Raw genomic sequence first — 18805 nt, 5'->3', positions numbered from 1 at the left:
GGACGCCGCGACACTCGGGGGGAGCGGGAGTCGGCATGAAGCTGATCGGCAGGAACTCGCCAGGCCCCGTCCACCAGTACGGCGACGAGGCCGTCACACCCGTGCCCGCTTCCGCCCCGGTACCCGCCCAGCGCAGGAGCGCGCTGACCCAGGGACGCTCGTCCGGGCCGGAGAGCCTGGTGCACGTCCCCGTCCCGCAACTGCCCGGCCGCTACTCGCCGGTCGGCGGCGCGGGCAGCGCCGTCAGCGCCGCGTCCGCGAGCACGGCAGCGGCCGGGGGCGGCGACGACTTCGAGCACCTCAGCTTCGAGACCGAGCTCGCCGCCCGGGAGTCCGCCGCGCTGGAGACCCGGCACCGGGCCGCCGCCGACGCGGGGGACCCGAACGCGGCCAGCCTGCTCGGCGCACTGCTGCTGCGCCGCGGCGAGCTGGACGACGCCGAGCCCTACCTGCGCAAGGCCGCCGCCGCCGGGCTGCGGGCCGCCGCCAACAACCTCGGTGTCCTGCTGCACCAGCACGGACACCGCGCCGAGGCGGGCCAGTGGTGGCGGCAGGCCGCCGTCGCGGGCAGCGCCCCGGCCGCGCACGCGCTCGGACTGCACCTGCGCGACCACGGCGACGAGGAGGCCGCCGAGTACTGGCTGCACTTCGCCGCCGAGCAGGGCCACGCCCTCGGCGCCTACGCGCTGGGCGACCTGATGGAGCACCGGCGCGACGTGCGCGCCGAGCGCTGGTTCAAGTCCGCCGCCGACGCCGGTCACCGCGAGGCCGCCTACCGGCTGGCCCGGATGCGCGAGGCGGCCGGCGACAAGGACAGCGCCGAGACCTGGTACCGCACGGCGGCCGTCCGCAGCCACGGCCGGGCCGCGCTGCGCCTGGGCGTGCTGGTGGAGGAGCGCGCGCAGGGCGACCAGGCGCTCTGGGACGAGGCCGCGCGCTGGTACCGGCAGTCCGCGCAGAACGGTGAGCCGCGGGCGGCCTGCGCGCTGGGCTTCATGCTGCGTGACGCCGGCGACCTGCCGTCCGCCGCCGAGTGGTGGCAGGAGGCCGCCGAGGCCGGTGACGGCAACGCCGCCAACGCGCTGGGCGCCTTGCACGCGAGCCGGGGCGAGGACGCCGCCGCCGAGCGCTGGTACCGCGTCGCGCTCGACGCGGGCGACCACAACGGCGCGTTCAACCTCGGCCTGCTCTGCGCGGGCGCGGGCCGCGACGCCCAGGCCGAGCAGTGGTACCGCCGCGCCGCGTACGCCGGGCACCGCGAGGCCTGCAACGCGCTGGCCGTCGTGCTGCTCCAGCGCGGCGACGAGTCCGGTGCCGAGCCCTGGTTCTCCAAGGCCGCCGAGGCCGGCAGCGTGGACGGCGCCTTCAACCTCGGTGTCCTGCACGCCGGTCGCGGCGAGCACCAGCAGGCCCAGGAGTGGTACGCCCGGGCGGCGGCCGAGGGGCACGGCGAGGCGGCGTTGCAGCTGGCGGTGGCCAAGGAGCAGCGCGGCGACCTGCCGGCCGCGCTGGACCGCTACCGTCAGGCGGCGGTCGGCGGGTCCGCGGAGGGCGCCTTCCGGCTCGCCTCGCTGCTGGACCGGCGCGGGGACGCCGAGGCCGAGGCCGAGCACTGGTACGCGATCGCGGCCGACGCCGGGCACGCCCGCGCGCAGGTGCGGATGGGCGTGCGGGCCGCCGAGCGCGGTGCGTTGGAGATCGCGGAGAGCTGGTACCGCCGGTCCGCGGAGGGCGGCAGCCGCAGTGCGGCCTTCAACCTGGGCCTGCTGCTGGCTCGTCAGGAGCGCGAGCCGGAGGCCATGCTCTGGTACACCCGGGCGGCCGACGCGGGCCACGGGCGGGCCGCGCTGCGCTTGGCGCTGCTGGCCCTGCGCCGGGGGGAGCCGGTCCAGGCGGAGAACTGGTGCCGGCGGGCGGCCGACTGCGGTCCGGCGGAGGTTGCCGAGCGCGCGGCCCGGCTGCTGGACGCGCTGCACCCGGAGATGACGGCTTGAGGGCCCCCTGCGGCTGCCGGGGTCAGGCAGTCGACGGGGTCAGTGGCAGTCCGGACAGAGTCCGCGGTAGGTGATCTCGGCGCCGGAGACGGCGAAGCCGAAGCGCTCGTCGGCCGGCAGCGCGGCGAGCGGGTCGCCGGCCGGGTGGACGTCGCGGATCGTGCCGCAGTGCGAGCAGATCAGGTGCTGGTGCGAGTGGTGCGCGTTGGGGTCGTACCGCTTGGCCCGGCCGTCGGTGCTGACCTCCAGCACCTCACCGAGGACGACCAGTTCGCCGAGCGTGTTGTAGACCGTCGCGCGGCTGATCTCCGGCAGGCGGGACACCGCGCGGGCGTGCACCTCGTCGGCGGTCAGGTGGACGTGGTCGCCGTCGAGGACCTCGGCCACGACACGCCGCTGCGCGGTCAGTCTCCAGCCACGTTCGCGGAGTCGTTCGAGGAGGTCACTCATAGGTACAGGGTAGCAAGTTCTGGACTTGGTTCCAGTGTTGACTTAGACAAAGTCCAAGCTAGGATCGTGTCCACAGGACAGCGCAACACGACCGGATATCGCGGAAGGTGCTCCCATGACTGCCCAGGACGAGCTGCGGCCAACCTTGACGACGGAGGCGGGCGCGCCCGTTGCCGACAACCAGAACACCGCGACCGCGGGAATCGGTGGTCCGGCCCTCATCCAGGACCAGCTGCTCTTCGAGAAGCTCGCGCACTTCAACCGTGAGCGCATCCCGGAGCGCGTGGTGCACGCCCGTGGCGCCGCCGCCTACGGCACGTTCACGCTGACCGCCGACGTGAGCGCCTGGACCCGGGCCAAGTTCCTGTCCGAGGTCGGCAAGCAGACCGAGACCTTCCTGCGCTTCTCCACGGTGGCCGGCAACCTGGGCTCGGCCGACGCGGTCCGTGACCCGCGCGGCTTCGCGCTGAAGTTCTACACCGAGGACGGCAACTACGACCTCGTCGGGAACAACACCCCGGTGTTCTTCATCAAGGACGCCATCAAGTTCCCGGACTTCATCCACACCCAGAAGCGCGACCCGTACACCGGCTCCCAGGAGGCGGACAACGTCTGGGACTTCTGGGGCCTGTCGCCCGAGTCGACGCACCAGGTGACCTGGCTCTTCGGTGACCGCGGCATCCCGGCCAGCTACCGCCACCTCAACGGCTACGGCTCGCACACGTACCAGTGGCAGAACGAGGCCGGCGAGTACTTCTGGGTCAAGTACCACTTCAAGACCGACCAGGGCATCAAGAACCTGACCGCCGACGAGGCGGGCGCGCTGGCCGGCGCCGACCCCGACTCGCACCAGCGCGACCTGCGCGAGTCGATCGAGCGCGGCGAGTTCCCGAGCTGGACCGTCCAGGTCCAGATCATGCCCGCGGCCGACGCGGCGAACTACCGCTTCAACCCGTTCGACCTGACCAAGGTCTGGCCGCACAGCGACTACCCGCCGATCGAGATCGGCAAGCTGGAGCTCAACCGCAACCCGGAGAACGTCTTCGCCGAGGTCGAGCAGTCGATCTTCTCCCCGGGACACTTCGTGCCCGGCATCGGCCCGTCCCCGGACAAGATGCTCCAGGGCCGGCTCTTCGCCTACGCGGACGCCCACCGCTACCGGGTCGGCATCAACGCCGACCACCTGCCGGTGAACCGCCCGCACGCTGCCGAGGCGCGTACCAACAGCCGTGACGGCTACCTCTACGACGGCCGCCACGGCCGCCAGAAGAACTACGAGCCGAACAGCTTCGGCGGTCCGGTCGAGACCGGCCGCCCGCTCTGGTCGGCCACCCCGGTGACCGGCGAGACCGGCACCCACGTGGCGCCCTCGCACAGCGAGGACACCGACTTCGTGCAGGCCGGCGACCTCTACCGGCTCTTCAGCGAGGACGAGAAGGCCCGCCTGATAGCCAACCTGGCCGGCTTCATCGCCAAGGTCTCCGCCGACCGCGAGGACATCGTCGAGCGCGCGATCGACAACTTCCGCCAGGCCGACGCCGACTACGGCCGCCGCCTGGAGGCCGCGGTGCGCGAGCTGCGCAAGCAGCAGTAGCAGCACCCCTCAAGACCGCGGGCCCCGGAACCAGTCCACCGCACTGGTTCCGGGGCCCGCACCCATCTCGGGACAGCGCGTCAGACGCTCAGCCGTCGCAGGGTCTCCTCGTGCAGCAGCCCGTTGGAGGCCACCGCGTCGGCCCCGCCCGGGCCGTCCACCCCGTCCAGCCCGGTGAACCGCCCGCCGGCCTCCTGGACGACGATGCACGGCGCGGCCATGTCCCACAGGCTCAGCTCCGGCTCGGCCGCGATGTCCACCGAGCCCTCGGCGAGCATCATGTACGACCAGAAGTCGCCGAACCCGCGGGTGCGCCAGCAGGCCCGGGTGAGGTCGAGGAAGGGATCCAGGCGGCCGCGCTCCTCCCAGCCGGTCAGCGAGGAGAACGAGAGCGAGGCGTCCTCGATCCGGGACACCTGCGAGACGTGGATCCGCGAGGCCTTCGCCAGGCTGCGCCCGGCGTACGCGCCCAGGTCCTTCGCGGCCCACCAGCGGCGCTGCAGCGCGGGGGCCGAGACGATGCCGACCACCGGCACCTCCTCGCCGTCCGCGCCGACCTCCAGCAGCGCGATCAGGGTGGCCCAGACCGGCACGCCGCGGATGTAGTTCTTGGTCCCGTCGATCGGGTCGATCACCCAGCGCCGCGGCCCGGTGCCGACCAGGCCGAACTCCTCGCCCAGCACCGCGTCACGCGGCCGGGCCCGCTGGAGCACGCTGCGCACCAGCTCCTCGGCCGCCTTGTCGGCGTCACTGACCGGCGTCAGGTCGGGCTTGGTCTCGATCTTGAGGTCGAGCGCCCGAAAACGCTCCAGCGTGATCGAGTCGGCCGAGTCGGCGAGGACATGGGCGAGGCGGAGATCGTCGTGGTAGTCGGCCATGCGTCGAACAGTAGCGAGCCGCCCCCGATCCCGACAGTTCGGCTCGCACGTCGGACAGTCAGGAACCGTCGGCCGAGCGGTAGGCGGGGAAGGCACTGGTGTCGATCGCGAAACCGAAGGGCTCGGGGAGCGGGATCGGGTGGCCGAAGTCGACGTGCACGGTGTCGGTGTAGCCCTCGGAGGCGGGGACGCTGTGCAGGGTGCAGCGGCGCTTGAAGGGGTCGACGATCAGGTAGAGCGGGATGCCGAAGCGGGCGTAGACCTCGACCTTCGTCATCAGGTCGGTGGCTTTGGTGCTTCGTGAGAGGACTTCGGCGACGAGCGAGACATGGTCGGCGCGGTAGGTGCCTTCCAGGTCTACCGAGGCTTCGGCGGGCATGGCGAAGAAATCGGGCTGCGGCTCGTCGCTGTACCCGGGATGCCGGACGGTCTGCTCGGCCGCGATCTGCCACTGCGAGTGGAGCGAGAACTGCTGGATCAGGCTGAGTTGGATCTTCCAGTGCAGGGGCTTTCCGGACGGCGACAAGATGATCTCCCCGTTGAGCAGTTCCACCCGGTAGCCCTCGGGGATCTCGATGGAATCGAGAAAGCGGTGCGCGCGTTCGTCCATCACACTCATGCCGGACCTCCTGAGATTGCTGGATCCATGCTGGCACACGCCGCTGACATCCAGGCCTCAGTGGCCGGAGCCGCTCAGTTGGAGGCCGACGACGCCGGCGATCACCAGGCTGATCGAGACGAGCTTCAGGGCCGAGGTGGACTCGTCCATCCAGATCATTCCGTAGATCGCGGTGCCGGCCGCGCCGATGCCGGTCCAGACCGCGTAGGCGCTGCCCACCGGGAGGGTCTTGAGGGAGAGGGTGAGCAGCCCGAAGCTGCAGAGGGCGAAGACGGCGAAGAGGAGGGTGGGGACGAGCCGGGTGAAGCCGTGGCTCAGCTTGAGGTTGATCGCGAAGCCGGTTTCCAGCAGTCCGGCGAGGACGACCATCAACCATGCCATCGGTTCGTCTCCCTGTGTCTGACAGAGCGTCGGTTGTGATCAACCGACGCTCTTATGATCACCGCTGGCGGGTGATCCGACACCTCGGCCCGCGGCGGGTCAGTCGCCCTCGCGGGTCTCGCGGGAGGAGAGCAGCTGGCGCAGCGAGTACAGCCGGGCCTGCTCGGCGTGGCCGTCCTCGACCCAGGCGTCCAGGGCGCAGTCCTGTTCGTCGTGGCTGCAGGCCCGCGGGCAGTCGACCGTGCCCGGCTCCAGGTCGGGGAAGGCGTGGATCACCCGGGAGGGCTCGATGTGCGACAGGCCGAACGAGCGGAAGCCCGGGGTGTCGATCACCCAGCCCGGGTCCAGCGACTTCTTGGAGCCCGGCTTGGCCCCCGGGGGCGGGGGCAGCCGCAGGGCCAGCGCCGAGACGGTGGTGTGCCGCCCGCGCCCGGTGACCGCGTTGACCACGCCGGTGCTGCGCTGGTGCAGCGGGACCAGGGCGTTGACCAGGGTGGTCTTGCCGACCCCCGAGTGGCCGATGAAGACCGTCGAGCGCCCGCGCAGGTGCTCGCGGACCGCCTCCGCGCCGGTCGTCTCCAGCTCGTCCCGCCGGGTGACGACGTACGAGATGCCCAGCGGCGCGTAGGTCTCCAGCAGTGGCGCGGCCGGGGCCAGGTCGGACTTGGTGAGCACCAGCAGCGGCTCCATGCCGGCGTCGTAGGCCGCCACCAGGCAGCGGTCGATCAGCCGGGGCCGGGGCTCGGGGGCGGCCAGCGCGGTGACGATCGCCAACTGCTGGGCATTGGCGACCACGATCCGCTCGTAGGGGTCGTCGTCGTCGGCCGTGCGCCGCAGGACCGAGCTGCGCTCCTCGACGCGGACGATCCGGGCCAGCGTGTCGGGTTCGCCCGAGAGGTCGCCGACCACGTTGACGATGTCGCCGACCACCACGCCCTTGCGGCCCAGCTCGCGGGACTTCATCGCGACCACCTCGCGCTCGCGCTTGGTGCCCGCCTCGACCAGGCAGGTCAGCCGGCCGCGGTCGACGGTCAGGATCATCGCCTCGTCGGCGTCCTCGTGCTTGGGCCGGATCCTGGTCCGCGGCCGGGAGCCCTTGGGGCTCGGGCGGTTGCGGATGTCGTCCTCGTCGGCGTCCTTGCCGTAACGGCGCATGTTCCCGTACTCCCGCTCAGACGCCCGCCGCCGCCGGCGGATCGAGCAGATCGGCCCACATCTGCGGGAAGTCGGGCAGCGTCTTGGCGGTGGTGGCGACGTTCTCCACCTGGACGCCCGGGACGGCCAGGCCGATCACCGCGGCGGCGGTGGCGATCCGGTGGTCCTCGTAGGTGTGGAAGACCCCGCCCTTCAGCGGGCGCGGGCGGATCCGCAGGCCGTCCTCGGTCTCCGAGACGTCGCCGCCGAGGTCGTTGATCTCCTTGGCCAGCGCGGCCAGCCGGTCGGTCTCGTGCAGGCGCAGGTGGGCGATGCCGTAGAGGTGCGACTCGGAGTCGGCCAGCGCGGCGACGGCGGCGATCACCGGGGTCAGCTCGCCGACGTCGTGCAGGTCGACCTCGATCCCGTGGATCCGGCCACTGCCGGTGAACTCCAGGCCTTCGTCGGTGAAGCGGTGGCTGCCGCCCATCTGGGCGTAGATGCCGCGCAACGCGTCACCGGGCTGGGTGGTGTGCCGGGGCCAGTCGCGGACCGTCACCCGCCCGCCGGTCACCAGGGCGGCGGCGAAGAACGGCGCGGCGTTGGAGAGGTCCGGCTCGACCACGATGTCGCGGCCGAGCAGCGCGCCGGGGGTGACCCGCCAGACGTCCTTCTCGCCGCCGTCCTCGGGGGCGTCGACCTGGACGCCGGCCAGCCGCAGCATGTCGACCGTCATCCGGATGTGCGGCAGCGAGGGCACCGGACCGCCGATGTTGCGGATCTCCACGCCCTGGTTGTAGCGGGCGCCGGAGAGCAGCAGGGCGCTGACGAACTGGGAGGAGGACGAGGCGTCCAGCTCGACCGTGCCGCCGTCCAGCGCGCCGGTGCCGTGCACGGTGAGCGGGAAACCGCCGCGCCCGCCGTCGTCGATCCGGGCGCCCAGCGCGCGCAGCGATTCGATGACGCCGTGCTGCGGGCGCTCGTAGCTGCGCGGGTCGCCGTCGAAGTGCACCGGGCCGTCGGCGAGGGCCGCGAGCGGGGGGAGGAAGCGCATGACCGTGCCCGCGTTGCCCACGTCCACCTGGGCCGGGCCGCGCAGCTGACCGGCCGGGATGACCCGCCAGGCCTCGCCGCCGCCGCTGCCGCCGCTGGAGTTGTTGACCTGCTCCTCGATGCCGACGCCGAGCGCCCGCAGGCCGTCGGCCATCAGTTGGGAGTCACGGCTGCGCAGCGGCCTGCGCACCCAGCCGGGCTCGGAGGCGAGGGCGGCCAGGACCAGGGCCCGGTTGGTGACGGACTTGGAGCCGGGGATGGTGACGGTCGCGTCGACGGCGGCGGTCGCGACGGGGGCGGGCCACAGGGTCTCGGTCATGCCGCCAGTTTAGGGGGGCGGGGCGGGGGTGGTCCGCGTGCGGCCCACGCTGTGGACGCCTCAGCGCAGCAGCTGGCTGCCGCCGGCCAACAGGCAGGACAGCGCCACCACCAGGAAGAGGGTCACCCAGAGCAGCGCGCCGACGCCGGTGAGCCGGGCCAGCTGGTCGGCGTCCGAGTCACGGGCACCGCCGCGGCGGCGCTTGCTCTGCAGCTCGATGACCGGGCGCACCCCGGCGAGCAGCAGGAACCAGATGCCGAGGTAGGCGAAGCCGGCCTGGAGCTGGGCGCTGCCGAACCAGGAGACGGCGAAGAAGACGGCCCCGGTGGCGACCACCGAGAGCAGCCCGAAGGCGTTCCGGATCATGATCAGCAGGGCTGCCAGCAGCGCGATCGAGATCCACAGCAGTGCGGTGATCCGCCCGGCGGCCAGCAGGGCGGCCCCGCCCAGACCCAGCAGCGAGGGCGCGGTGTAGCCGGCGGCGGCGGTCAGGATCATGCCCAGGCCGGTCGGGCGGCCGGAGGAGACGGTCAGGCCGGAGGTGTCCGAGTGCAGCCGGACGCCGTCCAGCCGGCGGCCGGTGAGCAGCGCGATCAGGCTGTGACCGCCCTCGTGCGCGATGGTCACCACGTTGCGGCTGACCCGCCAGACCGGGTGCGGGAGTATCGCCAGCAGAGCGGCCGCGGCGCAGGCCAGCACCAGCCAGCGGGGCGGGTCCGGCTGGGTGCCGACGACCTGCTGCCAGACGGCGGTGATGTTGTGGTTGTCCATGCTTCGTCCAGAGGGCCGGCGGCGGGGAGGAGAGGGCAGCCTCCCACGGAGGGACAGCCACGGGGTAGTCACCGGTTCCCGGAAGGACCCTCGCCCGCGCAGGGGATCATGGGAAACTTGCGCCATGTGTGGTCGATTCGCGGCGAGCACCACGCCGGAGGACATCGTCGAGCACTTCGGCGTCGCTCATTGGGACCCGACCGAGACGCTCGCGCCCAGCTGGAACGTGGCCCCGACCCAACCGGTCCGGGTCGTCCTGGACCGGATACCCAAGGGCGGCAGCGCGCCGGTGCGCCAGCTGCGGGTGCTGCGCTGGGGGCTGGTGCCGGCCTGGTCCAGGTCGCCGGAGACGGCGGCCAAGATGATCAACGCGCGGGCCGACACCGTGCACGAGAAGCCCTCCTACCGGCAGGCCTTCGCCTCCCGCCGCTGCCTGATCCCGGTGGACGGCTACTACGAGTGGCAGACCGCGCCGAGCGAGACGAGGCCGCGCAGGCAGCCGTACTTCGTCAGCCGGCTGGACGGCGCACCGCTGGCGCTGGCCGGACTGTACGAGTTCTGGCGCGACCGCGCCCGGCCCGCCGACCACCCCGAAGCCTGGCTGGTGACCTGCACCATCGTGACGACCGAGGCCGAGGAGCTGCTCGCCCCGATCCACGAGCGGATGCCGCTCTACCTCCAGCCGAGCTCCTTCGACGCCTGGCTGGACCCCTCCCTCGCGGACGCCGAGGAGGCGCGCGCGCTGCTGGTGGCGCCCGAACCGGGCCTGCTCCAGGTCGTGCCGGTCTCCGCCGCGGTGGGCAGCATCCGCAACAATCGTCCCGGGCTGACCGCGCCGGTCACGCCCGAGGAGGAAGGACTGCTCTTCTGATGGCCGACGACGTCGAGACCACCCTGGCCCCCACCCCGGTCGGGGACGCCCGGATCAGCTGGCACCGGCCGGCCGGCCCGGCGAAGGCGGTGCTCGGCCTCGGGCACGGCGCCGGCGGCGGGATCGGAGCGGCGGACCTGGTGGCGCTGGCCGCCACGCTGCCCGCGCTGGGCGTGGCCGTCGCGCTGGTCGAGCAGCCCTGGCGGGTGGCCGGCAAGAAGATCGGCCCGGCCCCCAAGACGCTGGACCTGGCCTGGCTGCCGATCGCCGAGCGGCTGGCCGCCGAGGGAGCGCCGCTGGTGGTCGGCGGCCGCAGTGCCGGGGCCCGGGTGGCCTGCCGTACGGGGGCGCCGAGCGGTGCCGTGGCCGTGCTGGCGCTGGCCTTCCCGCTGCACCCGCCGGGCAAGCCGGAGCGTTCGCGGGCCGAGGAGCTGTTGGGGAGCGGGCTGCCGACGCTGGTGGTGCAGGGGACGGTGGACCCGTTCGGGGTGCCGGCGGAGTTCCCGCCGCTCCCGCCGACCCACCGGCTGGTCCCGGTGCCGCGTGCCGGGCACGGCTTCGCGGTGCCGAAGTCGGCGGCGCTGGGCCAGGACGGGGTGCTGGAACTGATTACCGACTCGGTCGGGGCCTGGCTGGCGCAAACGCTGTCGCTGTGAGCAGCGGGGAATGCCTTTGCCCGAAGGCGGGTTTACCCCTTCGTCAGCACTGCCCGAACACGGAAAGGCAGCACACATGGGTTCGATCGTGTGCCCGGAGCGGCCCGAGGAGCGAAGCGCCGAGAGTGCCTTCATCCCGTGGTCGGAATGGCTCGCCGCGGGTGACAAGCCCGCAGGCCAGATATCCTCGGTGACGGGTGGGCTCGGAGTGAGCCAGACCCGTAACGCCGAGGAGGTGGGTCCGGTCGTCGCGACCGAGGACGAGCCGAACGCAGGGCTGACCGGGGACGATCCGGTGGTCGGGGCCGAGTTGTCGGCCGATCCGGCCGCCGAGCCCGGTTCCGAGCCGTTGACCGGCGAGGAGCTGGCGGAGGCGATCGGCGAGGACACCTTCCGGGTGTCCTCGGACGAGACCGAGGAGGCCCGGCGGGGACGCTTCGAGCGGGACGCTCTGGGCTACCTCGACCCGATGTACTCGGCCGCGCTGCGGATGACCCGCAACCCGGCCGATGCCGAGGACCTGTTGCAGGAGGCCTTCGCCAAGGCGTACGCCTCCTTCCACCAGTTCCGCGAGGGCACCAACCTCAAGGCCTGGCTGTACCGCATTCTGACCAACACCTTCATCAACTCGTACCGGAAGAAGCAGCGGGAGCCCCAGCGCACCGCCGCCGAGGAGATCGAGGACTGGCAGCTGGCGCGGGCCGAGTCGCACATGTCGACCGGGCTGCGATCGGCCGAGACCCAGGCCCTGGACCACCTGCCGGACAGTGACGTGAAGGACGCCCTGCAGGCGATCCCCGAGGAGTTCCGCATCGCGGTCTACCTCGCGGACGTCGAGGGCTTCGCCTACAAGGAGATCGCCGACATCATGGGAACCCCCATCGGTACGGTGATGTCCCGGTTGCACCGAGGCCGCCGCCAGCTGCGGGGCATGCTGGAGGACTACGCCCGCGAACGCGGACTGGTCCCGGCGGGCAGTGCGGCCGGGAGCGAGTCGAAAGGTACGGGCTCATGAGCTGCGGAGGTCCGCACGACACGGACTGCGGCGAGGTGCTTGATCACCTGTACGAGTTCCTGGACAACGAGATGGCCGAGGGAGACTGCGCCAAGCTGCGCCAGCACTTCGACGAGTGCTCGCCCTGCCTGGAGAAGTACGGTCTGGAGCAGGCCATCAAGGCCCTGATCAAGCGCTCGTGCGGCTGTGACGACACGCCGTCCGACCTGCGCAGCAAGGTGCTGGCGCGGATCGACAACATCAGGGCCGGCCAACGGGTCGGCGAGCCGCTGCTGGCGGCGGAGGGTGCCGGTCACGGGGACGGCGGGCTGCTGGCCGCCGGTCCGGTGGCGGCCGCCCCGGTGGACTGACCGAAGCCTTGCCCGACAGGGGCCCGGGAGCATCGCTCCCGGGCCCCTTCGCGTTCGCCCGGCAGCGCCGCGGGCACGGAGGTCAGCACGGCGGCCAGCATCGCGGTCAGGACGGTGGGTCAGCACGGCGATCTCACCCGATCGGGTGAGTGTGGCCAGTGCTCGCTTGGGCAATACGCGATGACGGGTCCCCAGCGGCGAGTTGAGCCCTATCCTCCTGACGGGTATTCACCTGGCGGGCCGACCGAGCCCGCCGGTCCGAGACCCGGCCGCCGGACGGGCCCTGTGGTTGGGGAGGCTGAGATCGCTGTCGCATGCGGGGGCCGGGCGCTCCCTGACCGGACACCATCTGCACGGCTCTCCGGGGCGGCGCGGGCGTACGTCCTGCTGATCCTGGCCGCGGCCGGGTGCTCGCTGCTCCCGCTGCTGCCGGGGACCGGCCTGCCCGGCTGGCTCGGCACCCCGGTGGACTGGCCGAAGATCGCCCTGCTGGCCTTCCTGCACGCCTGTTGGGAGTCGGTGGCGCAGGGCCTGCCGACCCCCTGCCTGCGGATGGCGCAGCGGACCTGGGCTCTCGCCAAGCGGCTGACCGGCCGGGGCAGTGCCCGGGAGGCGGCGGGCGAGCGGCGCGGGCCGGTGCGGCCCAGCGCCAACGCGTTCCTGCCGGTGCTCTTCGCCGGTGTGCTGATGCTGCCGCCGGCAGCGGCGGCGCTGGTCGCGCTGCCGGCCGCGCTCAGCGGCCCGGCCTGTGCCCCACAGGCGCTGCGGCGGTTCTGGAACGCCTCCCAGTTCGCCCTGGCCGCGTGGTGCGCGGCCTGCCTGTTCCACCTGATGGCCGGTCCGCGGCTGCTGCTCGGCGCCCGCTATCCGGCCGCGCTGCTCCCGCCGCTCGTCGCCGTGCTGGCGTTCTGCCTGGTCAACGGCGTGCTGGTGGCCGGGATCAGGCTGCTGGCCGAGCACCGGCCGGTCAAGGAGCTGCTCGGCGGCGCGCTCACCGTGCTCGGGCTGCCCGCGATCGGGCACGCGCTCGGCGGCCTGATGGTGGCGGTCCTGTGGCAGGGGCCGTACGGGGCGTTCGCGGCGGTGCTCGCGCTGCTGCCGCTCTCCATCTCGGCCTGGGTCTTCGCCCAGGGGCACCGGGAGCGGGTGGCGCACCAGGCCACCGTGGAGGCGCTGGTCCAGGCGGTGGAGATCAAGGACGCCTACACCCGTGGACACAGTGAACGGGTCGGCCGGGCATCGGTGTTGATCGCCACTCAGCTGGGGATGGCGGGTGAGCGGCTGCAGACGCTGCGGTTCGCCGGCATCCTGCACGACGTCGGCAAGCTGGGCGTGGCCACCGAACTGCTCCGCAGAAACGGTCCGCTCAGCGACGCGGAGCGCCGGGCGGTGGAGGTGCACCCGGAGTACGGGCACGAGCTGGTCCGCGGCATCGACTTCCTCGGCGAGGCGCACGCCGGGATCCTGCACCACCACGAGCGGATGGACGGGCGCGGTTACCCGCACGGGCTGGTGGGGCGGCGGATCCCGGAGTTCGCGCGGATCATCGCGGTGGCCGACGCCTTCGACTCGATGACCTCGACCCGCTCCTACCGGCGCGGGCGGCCGGTCGGGGAGGCGGTCGCCGAGCTGCGGCGGTGCGCGGGCAGCCAGTTCGACCCGGCGATGGTGGACGCGCTGGTGGTGGCGGTCGGCCGGCACGGCTGGCAGCCGGTCGTCCCGGCCGTCGACGGGGACGAGGAGCGGGTGCCGGACATCCCGCTCGGGGTGCCGGAGCCGGCGCCGCGGCTGCAGAGCGGCGGTCCGCGATGAGGGCGGGCCGGCTGCGGACCGGCCGCCTGCGGACGGGAGCGGGGCGTCCGGTGCAGCCAACCGGACGTCCGGTGCTGCCAACAGGACGTTCGGTGCAGCCGACGGGACGTCCGGTGCGGCCGCGCCTGACGCGGGAGTCGGGTGGCCGGCTCACGGCCGGGGCCGGCGGAGCCGTGGCGGTGCAGGCCGTGGCGCTGGTGCTGCTGGCGGTGGCGGTCGGGTCGGTGGCGGTCGGGGGAGTGGCGGACCCGCGGGTGGCGGGGGCCTTCGCGGCGCTGATCGCGGTCGGCGAGGCGGCCCGGATCGGCCATCCGGGCGGACGCGAGCAGGCTCCGCTCGGCGCGGCGGCGGCCCTGGCGTACGCCCTGTTGGGGCCGCTGCGCGGGCTGCCGACGGCGCACGGTGTGCTGCAGGTGGTGGCGGTGACCGCCGCCGGGCTGGCCGCCGGTGCGCTGCTGCGCGCCGCGGTGCTGCCTTGGCTGGGCGGCCGGGCGGCCGGGTGGGCCGGTCGTGGCGGCCGTCCGGGCGATGCGGGCAGCGTCCCGCGGCCCAGGCGCGCGCCGCCGCACGCGCACCCGCGGCATCTGCAGCACCGCCGGCGGCGGCATCCGCTGAGCCCGCGGCGCCTGGTGGAGCTGGGCCGGCGGCGCCGGAGCCGGACCACGGGCGCCCTCCGGCACCGGCTGCCCGCCGCGCCCCGCCGGGACGAGGCCGCTCGCCGGCTGCTCGCCGTCGCGTTCGCGGCGACGCTCTTCCAGCCGCTCTACACCGGCGGAGCGCTGGACCGCCTCCCGCTGGCCGGTCCCGCGTACGGCGTCTTCCTGACCGCTGTGGCCGCACTCGCCGCGCTCTGCGACGCCGTCCTGGCCGCCTTCCAGCAGCGCGACCGGGACTGCCCGGTGCTGCCGGACGCCCGGGGCGGGGCCCGGCGCTTCGGCGCGGTGCTGGAGGACGAGCTGCGCGCGCTGCCCGGCATCGGCTCGGCGATCGCCGCCACCGGGATGCTGGTCAGCCTCGCGGCGGGGGAGGTCGGGCTGTGGGCCCTGCCGGTGTTCTGCGCCCCGCTGCTGCTGGCTCAGGCGTCCTTCCGCCGGGCCGCCGCGATCCGTGCCACCTACCGGCAGACCATCGCCACGCTGGCCCGGGCCACCGAGGTGGCCGGGTACACGGCGCCCGGCCACGCGCGTCGGGTCGCGGACACGGCGTGCGCGCTCGGGCGCGAGCTGGGGTTGTCCTCCCGGGAGCTCGCCCTGTTGGAGCACGCCGCGCTGATGCACGACATCGGCCAGCTGTCGCTGGTCGAGCCGGTTCCGGACGGCGCCACCGCCACCCTTCCGGACGCCGAGCAGCAGCGGATCGCCAGGCTCGGCAGCGAGGTGATCCGGCGCACCGGCGTCCCGGCGCAGGTCGCCGAGCAGGTCGCCCGGCTGGCCGACCCGCCGCGCGGTCCGGACGGCCGTACCGACCGGAGCCTGCCGCTGGCAGCCCGGATCATCCGGGTGGCCAACGCCCACGACGACCTGCTCGACCGGTCCGCCCCGGCCGGGCGGGCCCGGGTCCTGGCCGTCCTGCGTGCGCAGGCCGGCGGCGCCTACGACCCCCTGGTGGTGGAGGCGCTGGCCCGGCTGGGACCGGCCTCCCCGGCCTTCGCGGCGGCGGCGCCCGCGCGACGGCCCTCCGGCCGGGCGAACCCGCCGTCGGCGGACGGCGGCCCGGGCGACGCCGGACGGCGGGAGCGCACGTGAACCACCGTGCGGGAAGCGGACCCTGCCGCTGCCGTGGTTGGATGCGGTCGTAGCGTGGAACACCCGACCCGGGGCCTTCGTACCTCCGGCCCCGGCCGCCAGGCCGGACCGCCGGCGGCAGCGGTGTCGGACAGCGGGAACCGTGCGGGACGCGGGTCGGCGGACGCTGACAGCACCAGCGGGCAGGAGCCGGACCCCCAGCAGGATTCAGCAGGACCGAGCGGACAGGCGGCAGGGCAACGTGAAGATCTTCCACCGGGCACGGCACCGGCCGTCCGCCACCTGGCGGCAGACGACCGACCGGGCCTTCACGCTGATCGGCAACGGGCGGTACGAGGACGCCGGCGCACTGCTGGTGATGGCCGCCGACCTGGAGCCATGGCTCTCCGACTCCTGGTTCAACCTGGCCCTGCTGCACAAGTTCCGGCGGGACTGGGAGCAGGCCAGAGCCGCCGGCCTGCGCGCCGTCGCGCTGCTCGACCGTGACCACGGCGCTCCCGACTGGTGGAACCTCGGCATCACCGCCACCGCGCTGCAGGACTGGCCGCTGGCCCGCCGGGCCTGGCAGGCGTACGGGCTGCGGCTGCCCGGCGGGCCGGGCGTGGCGCCCGACGAACCGGTCCGCCTGGACCTCGGCACCACTCCGGTCCGGCTCTCCCCGGAGGGCGAGTCGGAGGTGGTCTGGGGCCGGCGGCTGGACCCGTCGCGGGTCGAGGTGCTCTCCATCCCGCTGCCCTCCTCCGGCCGCCGCTGGGGCGAGGTGGTCCTGCACGACGGTGCGCCGCACGGCGAGCGGGTGGCGAACGGGGCCGCGTTCCCGGTCTTCGACGAGATCGAGCTCTGGGCGCCCTCGCCGGTGCCGACCTACGTGGTGCTGCTGCAGGCCGCCACCGAGGCCGACCGGGACGCGCTGGAGCGACTGGTCGCCGAGGCCGGCTACGCGGCGGAGGACTGGACCTCCTCGGTCCGGCTGCTCTGCCGGGCCTGTTCGGAGAGCCGGATGGTCACCGACGACGGACGTACCGTGCACCACGACCCGCACGACGACGGCGACGAGGCCCACCCCGGCCACCTCAGCCACCTCAGCCAGGGCAGCGGCGGGATGGCCTGGCTGGCCGAGCGGGAGTGCGGCATCGCGGCGCCGGCCGGGCTGGTCCGGCTGCTGCTGGACCGCTGGGCGGCGGCCTCGCCGTCCACCCGGGCCTTCCGCGACCTCGAAGAGGTCTGCTGATCACCGTCTGATCACCGTCCGTCCGGCGCGGGCGTCGCCGGCTGTGAGGACCGGGGGACCAGGTGTAAGGACCAGGGGATTCGGCGGGGCCGTACGCTAGGGGCTGTCACCCGGAGAGCCCTAGAAAGCGACAGCAGCGATGGCCGATCAGCACGACCACACGCACGACCACGACCATGCGCACGATCACGACCACGACCACGGCGCGCCCGACGCGCCCGTCAAGGTGATCGGCGAGGAGCCCGACCTCTCCAAGGGCACCGCGCGCCCCATCACGGTGGTCGGCAACCCGGTCCTGCACCGGGAGTGCAAGACCGTGACGGAGTTCGACACCGACCTCGCCGCCCTGATCGACGACATGTTCGTCTCGATGTACGCGGCCGAGGGTGTCGGCCTGGCGGCCAACCAGATCGGCGTGGACGCCAAGGTGTTCGTCTACGACTGCCCGGACGACGACGGTGTGCGGCACGTCGGCCACGTCGTCAACCCGGTGCTGGTGGACCTCCCGGTCGACCGCCGGACGCTGGACGACGGCACCGAGGGGTGCCTCTCGGTCCCCACCGCCTACGCCGAGTTGGCCCGCCCGGACTACGCCGCGGTGACCGGCCAGGACAAGGACGGCAACCCGATCCGGGTGGAGGGCAACGGCTTCTTCGCGCGCTGCCTGCAGCACGAGACCGACCACCTGTTCGGCTTCCTCTACATCGACAAGCTCTCCAAGCGCGACCGCAAGGACGCGCTGAAGCAGATGGCCGAGGGAACCGCCAAGTACGCCACGGTGCCCAACAGCTGACGCTCCTTCGCGACAGCACGCAGCCCCCGCCGGAAGCTTCCGACGGGGGCTGCGTGCTGAGGCTGGAACGCGGTTTGCGGAGGAGCCTAGAAGTCGTCGTCGAAGGCGACCGAGCCCTCGACGGCCACCTGGTAGGCGGAGACCCGGCGTTCGAAGAAGTTGGTCAGCTCCTGGACGTTCTGCAGCTCCATGAAACCGAACGGGTTCGTCGAGCCGTACCGGATCGGCATGCCGAGCCGGGCGAGGCGCTGGTCGGCGACCGCCTGGAGGTACTCGCGCATGGACGCGGTGTTCATCCCGGGCAGGCCCTCGCCGCAGAGGTCCTGGGCGAACTGGAGCTCGGCCTCGACGGCCTCCTCCAGCATCTCGGTGACCTGCTTGGCCATCGTGTCGTCGAAGAGGTCGGGCTCCTCCTCGCGGACGGTGTCCACCACCGACATGGCGAAGTCCATGTGCATGGACTCGTCACGGAACACCCAGTTGGTGCCGGTCGCCAGGCCGTGCAGCAGGCCGCGGCTACGGAACCAGTACACGTACGCGAAGGCGCCGTAGAAGAACAGCCCCTCGACGCAGGCCGCGAAGCAGATCAGGTTCAGCAGGAACGCGCGCCGGTCGTCCTTGGACTGCAGCGAGTCGATGTGGTCGACCGCGTTCATGTACTTGAAGCAGAACTGCGCCTTCTGGTGGATGGAGGGGATGTTCTCCACCGCGGCGAAGGCCGCGTTGCGGTCCTCGGGGTCGGGCAGGTAGGTGTCGAGCAGCGTCAGGTAGAACTGGACGTGCACGGCCTCCTCGAACAGCTGCCGGGACAGGTAGAGCCGCGCCTCGGGGGAGTTGATGTGCTTGTAGAGGCTCAGCACCACGTTGTTCGAGACGATCGAGTCGCCGGTCGCGAAGAAGGCGACCAGCCGGCCGATCATGTGCCGCTCGCCCTCGCTGAGCTTGGCGAGGTCGGCGACGTCGGAGTGCAGGTCCACCTCCTCGACGGTCCAGGTGTTCTTGATCGCGTCGCGGTAGCGGTCGTAGAAGGACGGGTAGCGCATCGGACGCAGTGTCAGCTCGAAGCCGGGGTCGAGCAGCATCTTCTCGCGGCCGGGGACGTCGGGGGTGGGGACGTCGGGGGTGGGGGTGCTCATGCG

Annotated in this window: 18 protein-coding genes; 10 read left to right on the top strand and 8 right to left on the bottom strand. The window is 73.1% G+C overall.

Translation table 11 applies throughout. The features are described from left to right. Positions 1 to 35 precede the first annotated feature (35 nt). Positions 36 to 1994 carry a tetratricopeptide repeat protein gene (locus BS80_RS16375; RefSeq protein ID WP_232246502.1) on the top strand — a complete coding sequence of 653 codons (1959 nt, stop codon included), beginning with the start codon at positions 36 to 38 and terminating at the stop codon, positions 1992 to 1994. Positions 1995 to 2033: 39 nt separating this feature from the next. Here BS80_RS16375 and BS80_RS16370 read toward each other — a convergent pair whose 3' ends face one another. Then, entirely contained in the window at positions 2034 to 2444 is a 411-nt protein-coding gene (locus tag BS80_RS16370; RefSeq protein WP_035798162.1) for a Fur family transcriptional regulator, read from the bottom strand. A gap of 115 nt (positions 2445 to 2559) precedes the next feature. Between BS80_RS16370 and BS80_RS16365 the strand changes: the two genes are divergently transcribed. Continuing rightward, complete coding sequence (locus BS80_RS16365; RefSeq protein ID WP_035798160.1) at positions 2560 to 4038, top strand: catalase; 1479 nt, start codon at positions 2560 to 2562, stop codon at positions 4036 to 4038. 80 nt (positions 4039 to 4118) lie between these two features. On the opposite strand, the gene hisN is transcribed toward BS80_RS16365, so the two are convergent. From hisN to BS80_RS16335, 6 genes are all read right to left on the bottom strand, one after another. After that, on the bottom strand, positions 4119 to 4916 hold the full coding sequence (gene hisN, locus BS80_RS16360; RefSeq protein ID WP_035798158.1) for a histidinol-phosphatase: 798 nt from the start codon (positions 4914 to 4916) through the stop codon (positions 4119 to 4121). Between the two features lie 58 nt (positions 4917 to 4974). Continuing rightward, a complete protein-coding gene (locus BS80_RS16355; protein WP_035798156.1) occupies positions 4975 to 5535 on the bottom strand; it encodes a Uma2 family endonuclease in 561 nt (186 codons plus the stop codon). A 57-nt stretch (positions 5536 to 5592) separates the two neighbouring features. After that, on the bottom strand, positions 5593 to 5916 hold the full coding sequence (locus BS80_RS16350; RefSeq protein ID WP_035798154.1) for a DMT family transporter: 324 nt from the start codon (positions 5914 to 5916) through the stop codon (positions 5593 to 5595). 99 nt (positions 5917 to 6015) lie between these two features. Next, complete coding sequence (gene rsgA / locus BS80_RS16345; protein WP_035798152.1) at positions 6016 to 7071, bottom strand: ribosome small subunit-dependent GTPase A; 1056 nt, start codon at positions 7069 to 7071, stop codon at positions 6016 to 6018. Between the two features lie 16 nt (positions 7072 to 7087). Continuing rightward, a complete protein-coding gene (gene aroA, locus BS80_RS16340) occupies positions 7088 to 8422 on the bottom strand; it encodes a 3-phosphoshikimate 1-carboxyvinyltransferase (RefSeq protein WP_035798151.1) in 1335 nt (444 codons plus the stop codon). Positions 8423 to 8482: 60 nt separating this feature from the next. Then, entirely contained in the window at positions 8483 to 9193 is a 711-nt protein-coding gene (locus tag BS80_RS16335; RefSeq protein WP_035798148.1) for a M50 family metallopeptidase, read from the bottom strand. A gap of 124 nt (positions 9194 to 9317) precedes the next feature. Here BS80_RS16335 and BS80_RS16330 point away from each other — a divergent pair, with 124 nt between their 5' ends. From BS80_RS16330 to def, 8 genes are all read left to right on the top strand, one after another. Continuing rightward, entirely contained in the window at positions 9318 to 10064 is a 747-nt protein-coding gene (locus BS80_RS16330) for an SOS response-associated peptidase (RefSeq protein WP_035798146.1), read from the top strand. Further along, positions 10064 to 10720 (top strand): alpha/beta hydrolase family protein, encoded by a 657-nt coding sequence (locus BS80_RS16325; protein ID WP_035798144.1) that lies wholly within the window; start codon positions 10064 to 10066, stop codon positions 10718 to 10720. The genes BS80_RS16330 and BS80_RS16325 overlap by 1 nt, the downstream gene beginning before the upstream one ends. A gap of 364 nt (positions 10721 to 11084) precedes the next feature. Then, positions 11085 to 11735, top strand: a complete 651-nt coding sequence (locus BS80_RS16320; protein WP_198045611.1) for a sigma-70 family RNA polymerase sigma factor — start codon at positions 11085 to 11087, stop codon at positions 11733 to 11735. Next, positions 11732 to 12085, top strand: a complete 354-nt coding sequence (gene rsrA, locus BS80_RS16315; protein ID WP_051966683.1) for a mycothiol system anti-sigma-R factor — start codon at positions 11732 to 11734, stop codon at positions 12083 to 12085. Before BS80_RS16320 ends, rsrA begins: the two co-directional genes overlap by 4 nt. A 285-nt stretch (positions 12086 to 12370) precedes the next feature. After that, complete coding sequence (locus BS80_RS16310) at positions 12371 to 13897, top strand: HD-GYP domain-containing protein (RefSeq protein WP_232246501.1); 1527 nt, start codon at positions 12371 to 12373, stop codon at positions 13895 to 13897. A 92-nt stretch (positions 13898 to 13989) separates the two neighbouring features. Continuing rightward, entirely contained in the window at positions 13990 to 15642 is a 1653-nt protein-coding gene (locus BS80_RS16305) for an HD-GYP domain-containing protein (protein ID WP_198045542.1), read from the top strand. Positions 15643 to 15883: 241 nt separating this feature from the next. Then, complete coding sequence (locus BS80_RS16300) at positions 15884 to 16873, top strand: tetratricopeptide repeat domain-containing protein (RefSeq protein ID WP_035798142.1); 990 nt, start codon at positions 15884 to 15886, stop codon at positions 16871 to 16873. Between the two features lie 139 nt (positions 16874 to 17012). Then, positions 17013 to 17666, top strand: a complete 654-nt coding sequence (def, locus tag BS80_RS16295; protein WP_035798140.1) for a peptide deformylase — start codon at positions 17013 to 17015, stop codon at positions 17664 to 17666. An 86-nt stretch (positions 17667 to 17752) separates the two neighbouring features. On the opposite strand, the gene BS80_RS16290 is transcribed toward def, so the two are convergent. After that, positions 17753 to 18802, bottom strand: coding sequence for a ribonucleotide-diphosphate reductase subunit beta (locus BS80_RS16290; RefSeq protein WP_035798138.1), 1050 nt, complete (start codon positions 18800 to 18802; stop codon positions 17753 to 17755). Positions 18803 to 18805: the final 3 nt, after the last annotated feature.

This window comes from Kitasatospora mediocidica KCTC 9733, from assembly GCF_000744225.1.
GTDB classification, from domain to species: domain Bacteria; phylum Actinomycetota; class Actinomycetes; order Streptomycetales; family Streptomycetaceae; genus Kitasatospora; species Kitasatospora mediocidica.
The sequence above is the reverse complement of the archived record's forward strand: the minus strand, read 5'-3'. Positions and strand labels throughout refer to the sequence as shown.